The organism is Proteus sp. G2673 (assembly GCF_009915125.1).
GTDB lineage: Bacteria > Pseudomonadota > Gammaproteobacteria > Enterobacterales > Enterobacteriaceae > Proteus > Proteus penneri.
In genome coordinates this window covers 30,033-44,157 of sequence record NZ_JAABLT010000007.1, presented here as the reverse complement: position 1 = coordinate 44,157, position 14,125 = coordinate 30,033, and the positions used below count along the sequence as shown (strand labels likewise).

At 39.7% G+C, this 14,125-nt stretch carries 11 protein-coding genes, 1 tRNA gene and 1 pseudogene; 6 read left to right on the top strand and 7 right to left on the bottom strand.

What is annotated here, in order from left to right:
* The first annotated feature begins 228 nt into the window (after window positions 1–228).
* Complete coding sequence (locus GWI59_RS03105) at window positions 229–696, top strand: VENN motif pre-toxin domain-containing protein (protein ID WP_337247385.1); 468 nt, start codon at window positions 229–231, stop codon at window positions 694–696.
* On the opposite strand, the pseudogene GWI59_RS17610 reads toward GWI59_RS03105, so the two are convergent.
* Both GWI59_RS17610 and GWI59_RS03100 read right to left on the bottom strand, forming a co-directional pair.
* Window positions 623–844, bottom strand: a pseudogene (locus tag GWI59_RS17610) (tyrosine-type recombinase/integrase); the annotation flags it as partial. The gene GWI59_RS03105 and the pseudogene GWI59_RS17610 overlap by 74 nt on opposite strands.
* Window positions 845–893: 49 nt before the next feature.
* Window positions 894–988, bottom strand: a tRNA-Sec gene (locus tag GWI59_RS03100).
* Between the two features lie 241 nt (window positions 989–1,229).
* Between GWI59_RS03100 and prlC the strand changes: the two genes are divergently transcribed.
* Together prlC and rsmJ are read left to right on the top strand one after the other, a co-directional pair.
* On the top strand, window positions 1,230–3,272 hold the full coding sequence (gene prlC / locus GWI59_RS03095) for an oligopeptidase A (RefSeq protein WP_072065020.1): 2,043 nt from the start codon (window positions 1,230–1,232) through the stop codon (window positions 3,270–3,272).
* Between the two features lie 3 nt (window positions 3,273–3,275).
* Window positions 3,276–4,022 carry a 16S rRNA (guanine(1516)-N(2))-methyltransferase RsmJ gene (rsmJ, locus tag GWI59_RS03090; RefSeq protein ID WP_006534419.1) on the top strand — a complete coding sequence of 249 codons (747 nt, stop codon included), beginning with the start codon at window positions 3,276–3,278 and terminating at the stop codon, window positions 4,020–4,022.
* Window positions 4,023–4,095: 73 nt separating this feature from the next.
* On the opposite strand, the gene GWI59_RS03085 is transcribed toward rsmJ, so the two are convergent.
* The 3 genes from GWI59_RS03085 to uspA all read right to left on the bottom strand — a co-directional run bounded on the left by GWI59_RS03085 (window position 4,096) and on the right by uspA (window position 7,022).
* A complete protein-coding gene (locus tag GWI59_RS03085; protein WP_006534418.1) occupies window positions 4,096–4,845 on the bottom strand; it encodes an SDR family oxidoreductase in 750 nt (249 codons plus the stop codon).
* Between the two features lie 149 nt (window positions 4,846–4,994).
* Window positions 4,995–6,335 (bottom strand): NADP-specific glutamate dehydrogenase, encoded by a 1,341-nt coding sequence (gene gdhA / locus GWI59_RS03080; protein WP_109399429.1) that lies wholly within the window; start codon window positions 6,333–6,335, stop codon window positions 4,995–4,997.
* A 255-nt stretch (window positions 6,336–6,590) separates the two neighbouring features.
* On the bottom strand, window positions 6,591–7,022 hold the full coding sequence (uspA, locus tag GWI59_RS03075; protein WP_072065023.1) for a universal stress protein UspA: 432 nt from the start codon (window positions 7,020–7,022) through the stop codon (window positions 6,591–6,593).
* 405 nt (window positions 7,023–7,427) lie between these two features.
* On the opposite strand from uspA, the gene uspB reads away from it, so the two are divergent.
* Window positions 7,428–7,760, top strand: coding sequence for a universal stress protein UspB (gene uspB, locus GWI59_RS03070; RefSeq protein ID WP_006534411.1), 333 nt, complete (start codon window positions 7,428–7,430; stop codon window positions 7,758–7,760).
* 66 nt (window positions 7,761–7,826) lie between these two features.
* Here uspB and pitA read toward each other — a convergent pair whose 3' ends face one another.
* Window positions 7,827–9,326, bottom strand: a complete 1,500-nt coding sequence (pitA, locus tag GWI59_RS03065) for an inorganic phosphate transporter PitA (RefSeq protein ID WP_115065702.1) — start codon at window positions 9,324–9,326, stop codon at window positions 7,827–7,829.
* Window positions 9,327–9,634: 308 nt separating this feature from the next.
* Between pitA and GWI59_RS03060 the strand changes: the two genes are divergently transcribed.
* Window positions 9,635–10,849, top strand: a complete 1,215-nt coding sequence (locus GWI59_RS03060; protein ID WP_109848556.1) for an NAD(P)/FAD-dependent oxidoreductase — start codon at window positions 9,635–9,637, stop codon at window positions 10,847–10,849.
* Window positions 10,850–11,452: 603 nt separating this feature from the next.
* Window positions 11,453–12,154, top strand: coding sequence for a pirin family protein (locus tag GWI59_RS03055; protein ID WP_109399433.1), 702 nt, complete (start codon window positions 11,453–11,455; stop codon window positions 12,152–12,154).
* 176 nt (window positions 12,155–12,330) lie between these two features.
* On the opposite strand, the gene pckA is transcribed toward GWI59_RS03055, so the two are convergent.
* The gene (pckA, locus tag GWI59_RS03050; protein WP_161723944.1) at window positions 12,331–13,950 is read right to left on the bottom strand and encodes a phosphoenolpyruvate carboxykinase (ATP); all 1,620 of its coding nucleotides are present in this window, start codon (window positions 13,948–13,950) and stop codon (window positions 12,331–12,333) included.
* Window positions 13,951–14,125 lie beyond the last annotated feature (175 nt).

The following is a 14,125-nucleotide window of genomic DNA, read 5'->3' as shown; positions in this document are numbered from 1 at the left end:
TGGGGGCTGGAGTTGGATTTTCCGCGTTTCGGCAAGTGACCCACTGTATATTGTCTGGTTTTCCCCCTTCTTCTTTAGCTGTCTAGCTTTTTGCCTTACAACAGAGCACTAATGCCAATCGTCGAAAAGCGAAACCCACACCGACAGCCGCCAATCTCAAGGTAGCACCTTAAATGCCGGATAAAATCTGTCGATTACCGCAACAGGTAAAAATAAAGACAGATTCAAGTGGTTACAGGATTACTGCAAGGCTTAGCAGGAGGATTAGGCGCTGGTGGCGGTGAATTAGCAGCGAGATATATTGCGAAAGAGCTCTTCCCTAATAAAGACGTGAGTGAACTCACTGAACGTGAAAAACAGCAAGTGAGTGCATTGAGTCAACTGGCCTCTGGTCTTGCCGGAGGACTGACTACCGGTGATATGGCGGGTGCAATTACTGGCTCGCAAGCTGGGAAGAATGCGGTTGAGAATAACTTCTTCAAACCTACAGTTCTGCCAACAGATATGGCTGATTATGGGCAATCAGTTTCATCACTAGCGGTTTCAATGGCCCAAAATGATGACAGTATAGAAGAAATCAATGCAGAGTTATATCCTTCTCACTCATGCAAAATCATGCTCATCGTGTGGCGAAATCAATGTCCTGCCAACAAGCAAAGCGGAGCTCTTGTGTCCGAACAACCGTTAGCAGAATAATTTTAGTCGCTATTTTGGTGATCACACTACCTGTATAACCAGCTAGATCCTTCAGAAAATAAGGTAACTCTTCAGCGGTTAAGAATGGGAAATGTTGTTTCTTCGGTGGGGTTAGTGCTGTTGCCAGATCAGGTGCTGGATTGTATTCGATCACATAAGGAGAAAGTAGACTTTAATAGACGATGGTAAGCTAGGCGTGGCGGAAGATCACAGGAGTCGAACCTGCCAAGGACCGCTGGCGGCCCCATCTGGATTTGAAGTCCAGCCGCCCCACCGGGGACGATGATCTTCCATTTTTAAATAGGTCAAAAGGAAATAACGGGATGATTATACGCTGAATTATTTTTAATCCCAAGTGCATCAAATCAATAAAATCCCTTTCAAATAAAATAATCCCGTTTTTGAGTAAAACCTCGGATAATTACCGCGATACTATTGAACTTATACAGTTTCATCCTCATCTTACTATTTATAACGAATAAACTCAGTGGTGTGTTTTACGTCACTGCAAACCCAAATACAGGATGTTTTTTATGTCAAATCCATTACTTAGCACAACGGGATTACCTGCATTTTCCCAGATCAAACCAGAACATGTTGTTCCTGCATTAAAAGAAGTGTTAACAAATTACCGCGAAACAGTTGAAAGATTACTCGCTGAAAATACTCAATTTAATTGGAATAACCTTTGCCAACCCTTAGCAGAAGCAGGCGATAAACTTTCTCGTGTTTGGTCCCCCGTTAGCCATTTAAATTCTGTTAAAAACTGTGCTGAACTGCGTGAAGTGTATGAACAAAGTTTGCCGTTGCTATCTGAATTTAGTACATGGATGGGACAACATGAAGGCTTATATCAAGCTTATAAATCAATTAAAGAAAGTGCTGATTTTAATGCGTTAACTCAACCACAGAAAAAAGCGATTGAAAACGCATTACGTGACTTTGAATTATCAGGTATCGGTTTACCTAAAGAGAAACAACAGCGTTTTGGTGAAATTAGCGCGCGTATGTCTGAGTTAAGCGCTAAATATGGAAATAACGTATTAGATGCAACGATGGGGTGGTCTAAATTAATTACTGATGTAGAAGATTTATCGGGTATGCCTCAAAGTGCTATTGATGCCGCAAAAGCTATCGCACAAGCAAAAGAACAAGACGGCTATCTGTTAACACTTGATATGCCTAGCTATCTCCCTGTTATGACCTATGCGGATAATCGTGAACTTAGAAAAGAGATGAGCATCGCTTATAGCACGCGCGCATCAGATCAAGGCCCCAATGCAGGCCAGTGGGATAATAGTGAAATAATGGCGGAGATCCTCGCATTACGTCACGAACTCGCCCAACTGCTTGGTTTTAAAAATTATGCTGAAAAATCACTTGCTACTAAAATGGCAGAGTCTCCGGAGCAAGTTCTTAGTTTTTTAACTGACTTAGCACAACGCGCTCACCCACAAGGTAAAGAAGAGTTAGCGGAGTTAACTCAATTTGCAAAAGAGCATTATGGCATTGATAAATTAGAATCTTGGGATCTGGCTTACTACAGCGAAAAACAGAAACAACACCTGTTCTCAATCGATGATGAGCAATTACGTCCTTACTTCCCTGAACAGCGTGCTTTAAGTGGTTTATTTGAAGTTGTTCATCGTATCTATGGTTTAACAGCCAAAGAGCGTAACGATATCGACACTTGGCATGATGATGTTCGTTTCTTTGAGCTTTACGATGACAATAACACCTTGCGCGGTAGCTTCTATCTTGATTTGTATGCACGTGAACACAAACGTGGTGGTGCTTGGATGGATGATTGCATAGGAAGAATGCGTCATGCCGATGGCAAGCTACAAAACCCTGTTGCTTATCTCACCTGTAACTTCAATAAGCCTGTAGGTGATAAACCAGCACTGTTTACTCATAATGAAGTCACCACACTGTTCCATGAGTTTGGTCATGGCTTACATCATATGTTAACGCAAATTGATACTGCCGATGTTGCAGGTATTAACGGTGTACCATGGGATGCTGTTGAATTACCAAGCCAATTTATGGAAAACTGGTGCTGGGAGCCAGAAGCATTAGCCTTTATTTCTGGTCATTATGAAACTGGCGAACCATTACCACAGGCAATGCTTGATAATATGCTTAAAGCAAAAAATTATCAGTCTGCAATGTTTGTGTTACGCCAACTAGAATTTGGTTTGTTTGATTTCCGTTTACATGCAGAATATGACCCAGCAAAAGGGGCTTGTGTAATGGAAACCTTAAACCGTGTGAAAGAACAAGTTTCCGTTGTTCCTTCAACACCTTGGGCGCGGTTTCCTCATGCCTTTAGCCATATCTTTGCAGGTGGGTATGCTGCCGGTTATTACAGCTATTTATGGGCTGATGTACTGGCAGCTGATGCCTTCTCTCGCTTCTCCGAAGAAGGCATTTTTAACCGCGAAACGGGTCAATCATTCCTTGATAATATTTTAACTCGTGGTGGTTCAGAAGAACCAATGGAGCTATTCAAGCGCTTCCGTGGTCGTGAACCGAAACTTGATGCTATGCTCAAAGGCTACGGCATTAAAGGATGATATGTGAATATCTGTTTACTTTGTGAAGAAGGCGCTGATAACAGCGCCTTATCTGATTTAGCGCAACGTTGGGGACTCGTGCACGACGAAACGCAAATCATGGCTTTAGTATTAACATCGACCCACCTTGAATTACGCAAACAAGATGAACCTAAATTAGGTGGCATCTATGTGGATTTCGTAGAAGGCACCATGGCGCATCGTCGTAAATTTGGCGGAGGTCGAGGTGAGGCGGTAGCAAAAGCGGTTGGGATCAAAAAAGACTATCTGCCTGATGTTGTTGATGCGACAGCCGGACTTGGTCGAGATGCATTTGTATTAGCATCTATTGGTTGCAAAGTCAGAATGGTAGAGCGTCACCCTGTCGTTGCTGCATTACTTGAAGATGGCCTAAAGCGTGCTTATCGTGATGCTGATATTGGTGAATGGATGCAAGAGAGAATGACATTAATTCATGCCTCTTCGGCCCAAGCACTCACTGAGATCACGCCTCCTCCTGATGTTGTCTATCTTGATCCTATGTATCCCCATAAGGCGAAAAGTGCATTAGTAAAAAAAGAGATGCGAGTATTTCAGTCTTTAGTTGGTGCTGATGAAGATGCAGATGCGCTATTAGAACCCGCAATGACTTTGGCGAAAAAACGTGTCGTTGTAAAAAGACCCGACTACGCAGAACCATTAAATAATCAGGCTGCACATGCCAATGTAACAACCAAAAATCACCGTTTTGATATTTATCCTTGTATTTAAAGTTATCCTTTTATAATAAAGGGGCTATAGAGCCCCTTTATTACACCACCACCGCTTTTCTTCTAATTTCTGATTATTGAATACTATACCCACCATCAATAACAAGATTATGACCATTTATCATATCTGAAGCATTACTTGCTAAAAAAACAGCAGCAGCAGCAATCTCTTCAGGTTCTGCAAAGCGTTGGGCTGGAATTTGAGCTTTCATCTTTTCACCTTTCTCACCTTCCCAAGCTTTTTTACCTAAATCGGTCATCACAATTGTGGGTGATATCGCATTGATTTGTAAGCCTTTAGGTGCCCATTCTAATGCAAGAACTTGTGTCATACCAATAACGCCCGCTTTGGTAGCACAATAGGCGATATGCTCGGGCAGTGCTATCACCCCCGCTTGAGAAGCAAGATTGATTATCTTACCTTGTCCTCGCTGTAACATGTGTCGCCCAACTTCTTGGCATAACAAAAAAGTCCCCGTTAGATTCACTGATAGCGTTTTATTCCAATCTTCAAGCGAGAGAGACTCCGCGGGTGCTAATGCTACAATGCCTGCACAATTAACTAAAATATCAATACGATCAAATTCTTCTAATACAGAATGTACAGCTTTTTTTACCGAATCTTCGCTTGAGATATCACATTGAATACCTACTGCACTATTTAATTGCTGAGCAACCTGTTCCACTTGCTCTGATCTATCTAATAGCGCAACTTTTGCTCCTTTCTCAATAAACATTTTCGCAATAGATAACCCAATTCCTGCAGCTCCCCCCGTAATAACAGCGACTTTATTTGGTAAAGTAAAATCTATCTGCATAGCCATAAATACCTCCCACAAAAATAATCACTTTATAAAGTGCCTCTTTTTTAAGGATAGCAGATGAAAAATTAGATAAAGATGAGATAGGTAAACCAAGGAAGGTTCGTCGGGGATCTGACGGGTGTTAAACACCCGTTCAGAATTAATAAATTTTACAGTACGCCTTGCGCCAGCATTGCATCAGCGACTTTAACAAAACCAGCAATGTTCGCGCCTTGAATATAATTAGTCTGCTTACCTTCACCACCGTAATTCACACAAGCATGGTGAATATCTAACATGATGTGATGTAAGCGAGCATCCACTTTCTCTGCTTTCCAGCTTAAACGTGCCGCATTTTGCGCCATCTCTAAACCAGAGGTTGCAACACCACCGGCATTAGCGGCTTTTCCTGGTGCAAAAAGGACACCCGCTTCAATAAAGGCATCTGTTGCTGCAATCGTTGTTGGCATATTCGCACCTTCCGCAACGGCTTTAACGCCATTGTTGATCAAGACTTTTGCAGCCTCTAGATCTAATTCATTTTGTGTTGCACAAGGTAGAGCAATATCAACAGGAACAGCCCAAGGTTGTTGCCCTTCAAGATAGGTTAAACCAAATTCTTTGGCATACTCTTCAACACGACCGTAATTATTTTTAATTTCAGTGAGTCGTGCGAGTTTTTCTGTCGTAAATCCAGCTTCATCAACCACAGTACCAGCTGAATCTGATGCTGTTATGACTTTAGCGCCTAACTCTAAACATTTTTCAATAGTGAACTGTGCAACATTACCTGCACCAGAAACCGCCACACGCATTCCCTCAAGAGACATACCATGACGTTTAAGCATTGCATTAGTAAAGTAGACTAAACCGTACCCAGTAGCTTCTGGGCGGATTAAACTGCCCCCGAATGAAAGACCTTTACCTGTAAATACACATTCATTGCTATTAGACAGTTTTTTCATCATGCCTGCCATAAAGCCGACTTCTCGCGCACCCACACCAATGTCACCAGCAGGAACATCTGTATTAGCCCCTAAATGGCGATAAAGTTCAGTCATTAAAGCCTGACAAAAACGCATCACTTCCCCATGACTTTTACCTTTAGGATTAAAATCAGAGCCACCTTTTGCGCCCCCCATCGGCAATGTCGTTAATGCATTTTTAAATGTTTGCTCAAAACCTAAGAATTTTAGGATGGAGAGATTGACTGATGGATGGAAACGCATACCACCTTTGTAAGGTCCAATGGCTGAGTTAAATTGGATACGCCATGCACGGTTAACTTGTACTTGCCCTTTGTCATCTAACCAACAGACGCGAAACTGAATAATACGTTCAGGCTCAACTAAACGCTCAAGTAATGATTGTTCACGATATTGTGGATTTTTCTCTAAAAAAGGCCACAAAGTGGTAAAAACTTCACGAACCGCCTGATGATACTCAGGCTGATGAGCGTTATATTTTTCTACCCCTTCTAAAAACGAAGATAAAGAGCCAGATCTATTCATTCAGCTATTCCTTTTTTGTGTAATGTGATGATGATATAACCTCATTTATTCAGAATATTTTTGGGTTTTTGTGAGGTTGATATTGTTTTGCTTCTTGAATATATCATTAAAATGTATTCACACTTCAAGACATTTTTTTCATAATTAGACAAAAAAAAAAGATTGACTCAGTTTAACTGTAAGAAAAATAGGAATTTTGGGCAAAAAAATACCTGCATAAGCAGGCATTTTTTTGCTTAAACAAGCAATCGATTATTATTCATCATCTTTCAGAGGTACAATTAGCATATCAACATGCACAGTATTAATTAGTTGGCGTGCCGATGACATCAATTTGCTCCAGAAGTCTTGGTGATGACCACAAACGACTAAATCCATATCGTATTTCTTAATCGCATCAACCAGAACTTGACCTAAATCGCCGCTACCGCTCAGGGTTTCTTGAATTTCATAACCCGATTGATCAGAAAGGTTTTTTAACGCGTTACGGGTTTCATCAGTAATACGTTGTTGCATATCACCGAGGTTGACATCTATAAGACCGGTATAAAGATCAGAGTAGTTAACATCAACGTGAATTAAGGAAACTTTGGCATTATAGGGTTTTGCCATAGATACAGCTTTCTGTACCAAGACGTTACTCTCAGGGGATAAATCAACTGCCACTAGAATATGCTTATAAGCCATCGTGAACTCCTTCCATAAGCTGATTAATCGGTTGGAAAGGCGGTTAAGCCTAAATCCTATGTATTAAATATAACGTTTTAAGATGAAAGTTAGATGTTGCCTTGATCACAACTTATGTCAAATTCATCAAGAAAGCATCTATCGATGAATAACAATATACACCATTTTAGATTAGCACGATGTCATTCACCGATAATATCATCATAATAATGAGAATTGAGTAGAAAAAACAACAAAAACACCCTTTTAGAGTTATTTTTTATTTTTTTTTCTAAAAAAGGAAACAACTTGAAAAAGTCACTTTTGTTTATTGCTTAATTTCACCTAAACTTAAATTAGAGAAAAAGTAACCTTTATTGGTAAAGATTTTCTCATCTCAGAATCTATTATTCTAGGGAGGGGATTATGTTTAATGTCATTGTTGTCTTTTGGGCGCTATGTATTCTTTGCCTGATCAATATGATGCGTTATTTTTCATCTATTCGGGTGTTACTCACAATACTGCGCCAATCCGATCCTTTGCTCTACCAATCGGTGGATGGTAATGGATTTTTTACTATGCATGGGCAATTTTCAAAACAGTTGCGGCTTATCCGCTATATCAACCAACGCCAATACATCAATCATCATAATCCTGAAGTTATTATGCGTTGCGAGCGAATCTATCGGCAATTTTATCTTGTTAGTCGTTTTTGTATTTTGGCTGTCGCAAGTTTAATTGCGATGCTTTTCTGGTAGAGACAAAAACAAAAAACGGTGACTAAAAGTCACCGTTTATAAACAAACTTAGGTAAGTTACCGCTATTAGCTATTCACAATAAATGTCAGTGATATCCAATAAAGTAAACCTGATAAACCAATGCTAACTGGTAATGTTAAGATCCAAGCCAGTGCAATGTTTTTCACTGTCTTAGTTTGAACACCACCACCATCAACAATCATCGTACCTGCAACTGCAGATGACAGAACTTGTGTTGTTGATACAGGCATACCCGTATAACTTGCTACACCAATGGAAACTGCTGCTGTTACCTGAGCAGAAACCCCTTGTGCGTAAGTCATACCTTTTTTACCAATTTTCTCACCAATAGTTACTGCAACGCGTTTCCAACCTACCATTGTCCCGATAGAGAGCGCTAATGCCACTGCGATAATGATCCAAATCGGAGCATATTCCACCGTGTTTAGCAGGTCACGACTCAATGTTTTTAAGAACCGTGCATCTTGGGCGCTAGTTTCTGGTAATTTAGCCACTTCTGTTGCGGTATCAGCGATACACATAAGTAATCGACGCATTTGAGCACGCTGGTCTGCTGTTAGCTCGTCATAAGAGCTAATATTTGCAAGCATCAGTTCTGTTTGATTCAGAACAATTGGCGTTCTTGCGCTATTACAATGAAAATCTGTATCACTAGCATCAGTTTGTGCTGGTACTACTGGTGTATTATCAATAGCATGCTGTAGCGCTGGCTGATGTTTCTCATAATATTGTTGTAAGTGTACAACTGCATCATGAGTTTTGGTGATATCGTATCCGCTCGCATTCATATTGACGACAAAGCCCGCAGGCGCTACGCCAATTAATACCAACATGATAAGACCGATACCTTTCTGCCCATCATTTGCACCATGAGAGAAACTCACCCCAACTGCTGATAAAATCAGTGCAGTACGGGTCCAAAATGGCGGTTTACGCTTACCATCTTGCTTCTCACGTTCGGCAGGTGTCAGGTGAATACGACGACGCTTTTTCGTACCACTCCAATAACGGCGCAGTAAGAAAATCATCGCACCTGCAATAATCAAGCCGATAATTGGAGAAAGAATGAGTGACAGGAAGATACTGATCATTTTAGGTATGTTTAACGCATCAACGATAGACGAATCTGTCACGATAGCATTTGTTAAACCAATACCAATGATAGCACCTATTAGCGTATGTGAACTTGATGCTGGGATACCAAAATACCATGTACCTAAATTCCAGATAATGGCAGCTAACAGCAACGAGAAGACCATAGCAAGGCCATGACCTGAGCTCACATTCAGCAGAAGATCTGTCGGTAACAAGTGAACGATAGCATAAGCTACGCTCAAACCACCGAGCAAAACTCCAAGGAAGTTAAATACACCCGCCATCACGACCGCAAATTGCGCACGCATAGCACGAGTATAGATAACTGTTGCTACCGCATTTGCGGTATCATGGAAGCCGTTAATAGCTTCATAAAATAGCACAAAAATCAGTGCTAAAACCAACATTAAACCTGTATGAAATTCTAGGTCAGTAAACAAATGTAGCATAGACGTTAAGCCAGTTAGTTGGACATGAACGCGGCGCATTATCAGCGACAAATGCGAACGGTGGAAGCGAAATTTAACCTTTTTTTGATTTGATAACCAACAAAATCAGAGTCTTTTTAAGATAATTCCTTATATATCATCCAATTAATAAAAATAAAAAAAAGTAAATTTCTGACAAATTTTTTCCTTGCTAATACGAATTTAGGTGAAAAATACAGATTTCTCCATATAATTTTACAAAAACATGCTGATCTTACGCGAAAATCATTGATTAAGTAGTCAGTAAAAACTAAGAACGAGGCATCATTGTGGGATCATACGATACAGTAATTATAGGTGCAGGTGCCGCGGGGCTTTTTTGTGCATCTTTAGCAGGGCAAGCGGGGCTATCTGTTTTAGTCCTCGATAATGGCAAAAAAGCAGGTCGTAAAATTCTAATGTCAGGTGGTGGACGTTGTAATTTCACCAATATGTATATCGAACCTTCAGCGTATTTATCAGAGAATCCTCATTTCTGTAAGTCAGCGCTTGCTCGCTATACACAATGGGATTTTATTGAATTAGTGCAAAAATATAACATCGCCTACCATGAGAAAACGTTAGGACAGCTATTTTGTGATGATTCAGCACAACAAATTGTTGATTTATTACTGACTGAATGTCAAAAAGGGAAAGTAAGTATTCACTTACGTAGTGAAGTTACGCAAATCGAGAAAACTGACGTAGGCTTCACTATTTTTGTTGATGGAAAAACTATCACAACATCTTCAGTAGTTATTGCCAGTGGTGGGCTTTCTATGCCTGGTTTAGGTGCTACTCCTTTTGGCTATAAAGTCGCAGAACAATTTGGCCTTCCTGTTTTACCCACTCGTGCCGGCTTAGTGCCTTTTACATTACATAAACCCCAGCTTGAGCAATTAAGCCAACTATCTGGCGTAGCTGTACCTGCCATTGTGACAGCAAAAAATGGGACGAATTTTAAAGAAAACATTCTTTTTACGCATCGTGGTCTTTCAGGCCCTGCTATTTTGCAAATCTCTAGTTATTGGCAACCAGGTGAGTATGTAAGTATTAACTTACTTCCCAATATTGACCTTGAAAGCCTTCTACAAGAAAAACGTCAAGAGCACCCAAATCAATTATTAAAAAATACGCTTTCTCGCTTATTACCAAAGCGTTTTATTGAAATAATGATAGAAAATAAACAGTTACCTGATATTTCTCTGACTCAACTTAGTAATGAACGCATTACGCAAATTGCAACGTTATTACAAGAATGGCAAGTTCAACCCAATGGCACTGAAGGATATCGCACCGCAGAAGTCACACTAGGTGGCGTAGATACTCGTGCCCTTTCCTCTAAAACAATGGAAGCCACAAAAGTCAAAGGACTCTATTTTATTGGAGAAGTGGTTGATGTGACGGGGTGGTTAGGTGGATATAATTTTCAGTGGGCATGGAGCTCAGCTTATGCCTGTGCACAGAGCCTTATCTCAACATCAAAATCGACTTTTGTTGAGTAATAATAAATAAATGTGTAAATACTAAAGTTATAAATATTGGTTTTATAATTCTATAAACTTATAAGTCATATATAATGGAAACCAGCCATCATTAATCAGTGATGGCTTTTTCTTCTGGTATTGCTCTGTAGTGACTCAAAATGCTTTATACCCCTCCATTTTCTCTGGTTTTTTGCCATATTTTCTCTTCTTTTTCCTATAAATGACCCCATAAAGAATATTGTTAACTATTTGGTTATATTACTATTTTAAAAAATTATTAAAATAAAATAACTCGTTAATCAGTGAGTTAAGACTTTTTTGGCTCTTTTTTCTAATTTGATTAAAAAAAAGACTTTACAAATGATACTGAGAACCATTATCATTACTATCACTTTCAGATGCACCTCCTTCAGGGTCATATGAAAGAACGACATTGCTCACATTGCTTCCAGTGTTTTACTTTAGCCAGCCGGGTGCTGGCTTTTTCTTTTCTAGAACTTATTCGATGTTTTTATTTTCTCTTATTCAAATTATTTGGATCCTCAGGTTAAATTCCTCCGCTTTTTTACTTTGCGCTATTGAGTAAACTGTGTTCAACAACTTCAGAGAAGGAAACACATTATGATTTATCTACGCAAAGCAAATGAAAGAGGACACGCTAATCATGGTTGGCTAGATAGTTGGCATACCTTCTCTTTCGCAAATTATTACGATCGTGATTTTATGGGATTTTCTGCACTACGCGTTATTAATGAAGATCGCGTAATACCCGGTGAAGGTTTCGGTACTCACCCACATAAAGACATGGAAATTTTGACCTATGTGCTTGAAGGTAATATTGAGCATAAAGACAGCATGGGTAACAAAGAAAATGTTCCCGCAGGTGAGTTTCAAATCATGAGTGCAGGTACAGGCATTACTCACTCAGAATATAATCCAAATAGTGATAAAGGACTGCATTTTTACCAAATTTGGATTATGCCAAATACCGTCGGTATCACACCACGTTACGATCAACGTCGTTTTGATACGACAGCAAGCAAACAGCTTATTTTATCGCCTGATGCTCGTGATGGCTCTTTAAAAGTCTTTCAAGATATGACGTTATGGCGCTGGAACCTGAAAAAAGGTGAAGAAGCACAATATCAAGCCGAAACAGGTCGTCATATTTGGCTACAAGTTGTGAAAGGCAAGATAGCAATTAATGACATTATTGCGACCACAAGTGATGGAATAGCAATTGCTAATGAAGATATGATCCGTTTCGTTGGTGATGAAGATAGTGAAGTTTTACTGTTTGATTTACCTCCTGTAACAGCATAGTTGGGTTATCCACCCTCTAAAGTCACTTTTTCTCTAATAATCTATTTCACTTTATTTTTCTATTCCCTGAAAGCTTCTCGCATTTCAGGGATTTTTTTTTATCTAAGAGATCTCAAATAAAAAAACACCAAAATCACATCCTATGAGATTGGTGTTTTTATTCATACTAATAAAAATTAACGTTTTGGCCCAACTTTAGTTAACGCTTGACCCGCAGGGGTATCCGTATATTTATCGAAGTTTTTCACAAAACGATCGGCAAGATCATCTGCTTTAGTATCCCATTGCGTTTTATCCGCATAAGTATCGCGAGGATCTAAGATTTCGCTGTTAACGCCTGGTAATGCTGTTGGGATCTCTAAATCAAACACGGGTAATGTTTTCGTCGGTGCTTTATCAATATCACCATTTAAGATGGCATCAATGATAGCGCGTGTATCTTTAATCGAAATACGCTTACCCGTTCCGTTCCAACCTGTATTAACTAAGTAGGCTTTTGCACCTGATGCTTGCATACGTTTTACCAATACTTCAGCATATTGTGTCGGGTGCAGTGATAAAAATGCCGCACCAAAACAAGCTGAGAATGTTGGCGTTGGCTCAGTCACACCACGTTCGGTCCCCGCAAGTTTAGCGGTGAAGCCTGATAAAAAGTGGTATTGCATCTGTTCTGGTGTTAAACGTGAAACAGGAGGTAGCACACCAAAAGCATCCGCAGTTAAGAAAATAACTTTCTTAGCGTGACCAGCTTTGGAAATTGGTTTAACGATATTATCGATGTGATAAATAGGGTAAGAAACGCGGGTATTTTCTGTTTTCGAACCATCGTCAAAATCAACAGAGCCATCCGCTAAAACAACCACATTTTCTAATAGTGCATCACGTTTAATTGCACCGTAGATATCGGGTTCAGCTTCTTTTGATAAATGGATAGTTTTCGCATAACATCCACCTTCAAAGTTAAACACGCCGTCATCATCCCAACCATGTTCATCATCACCAATCAGCTTACGCTTAGGATCAGTTGAAAGTGTTGTTTTGCCAGTACCAGATAAACCAAAGAAAATAGCAACATCACCACTTTCGCCAACGTTTGCCGAACAGTGCATAGAAGCGATGCCTTTAAGAGGAAGGAAGTAGTTCATCATAGAGAACATACCTTTCTTCATCTCGCCACCATACCAAGTACCGCCAATTAACTGAATGCGTTCAGTTAAATTGAAAGCAACGAAGTTTTCTGAATTCAGACCTTGCGCCTTCCAATTTGGATTTGTACATTTCGCTCCGTTCATCACAATGAAATCTGGTGTGAAATTCTCCAGCTCTTCTTGTTCAGGACGAATAAACATATTTTTAACAAAATGTGCTTGCCAAGCAACTTCTGTGATAAAACGAACTTTTAAACGTGTATCCGCATTCGCACCACAAAAGGCATCGACAACAAACAAACGTTTGCCTGATAGCTGGTTGGTTACTAATGATTTTAAGTCATCCCACACTTCTTGTGAAAGTGGCTTGTTATCATTCTTACCTTTCCCCTGATCAGCCCACCATACGGTATCACGAGTAACATCATCACGAACAATGTATTTATCTTTCGGAGAACGTCCAGTAAATATACCTGTATCAACGGCAATAGCGCCTAACGAGGTTTGTGTACCTCGTTCATAACCTGTTAATTCTGGTTTAGTTTCTTCATCAAATAACAGCTCATAGCTTGGGTTATAAATGATTTCACTTGTGTCCTTAATACCGTACTGCTGGAGATCCTTAGGGGTAAGACCTTTAACGCTCATAGTTTCGCTCCTGATAAATAGACCTTTCTACGAATAATATTAAGGTGTTACAAGTAATTAACAGCGATTGTTATCAATATTTTGAAAATTTATAATTTTTTTATGTTAAGAACGAGAACTAATGCACAAAACTAAAGAAAAATTATTGAATAAAAAAGGACGCAAAATAGCGTCC

Excerpts from the sequence above, each read along its gene's own strand:
- GWI59_RS03085 (WP_006534418.1), bottom strand. The coding sequence starts at position 4,845 with ATGGCTATGCAGATAGATTTTACTTTACCAAATAAAGTCGCTGTTATT.
- pitA (WP_115065702.1), bottom strand. The coding sequence starts at position 9,326 with ATGCTACATTTGTTTACTGACCTAGAATTTCATACAGGTTTAATGTTG.
- prlC (WP_072065020.1), top strand. The coding sequence starts at position 1,230 with ATGTCAAATCCATTACTTAGCACAACGGGATTACCTGCATTTTCCCAG.
- gdhA (WP_109399429.1), bottom strand. The coding sequence starts at position 6,335 with ATGAATAGATCTGGCTCTTTATCTTCGTTTTTAGAAGGGGTAGAAAAA.
- uspB (WP_006534411.1), top strand. The coding sequence starts at position 7,428 with ATGTTTAATGTCATTGTTGTCTTTTGGGCGCTATGTATTCTTTGCCTG.
- pckA (WP_161723944.1), bottom strand. The coding sequence starts at position 13,950 with ATGAGCGTTAAAGGTCTTACCCCTAAGGATCTCCAGCAGTACGGTATT.
- GWI59_RS03055 (WP_109399433.1), top strand. The coding sequence starts at position 11,453 with ATGATTTATCTACGCAAAGCAAATGAAAGAGGACACGCTAATCATGGT.
- uspA (WP_072065023.1), bottom strand. The coding sequence starts at position 7,022 with ATGGCTTATAAGCATATTCTAGTGGCAGTTGATTTATCCCCTGAGAGT.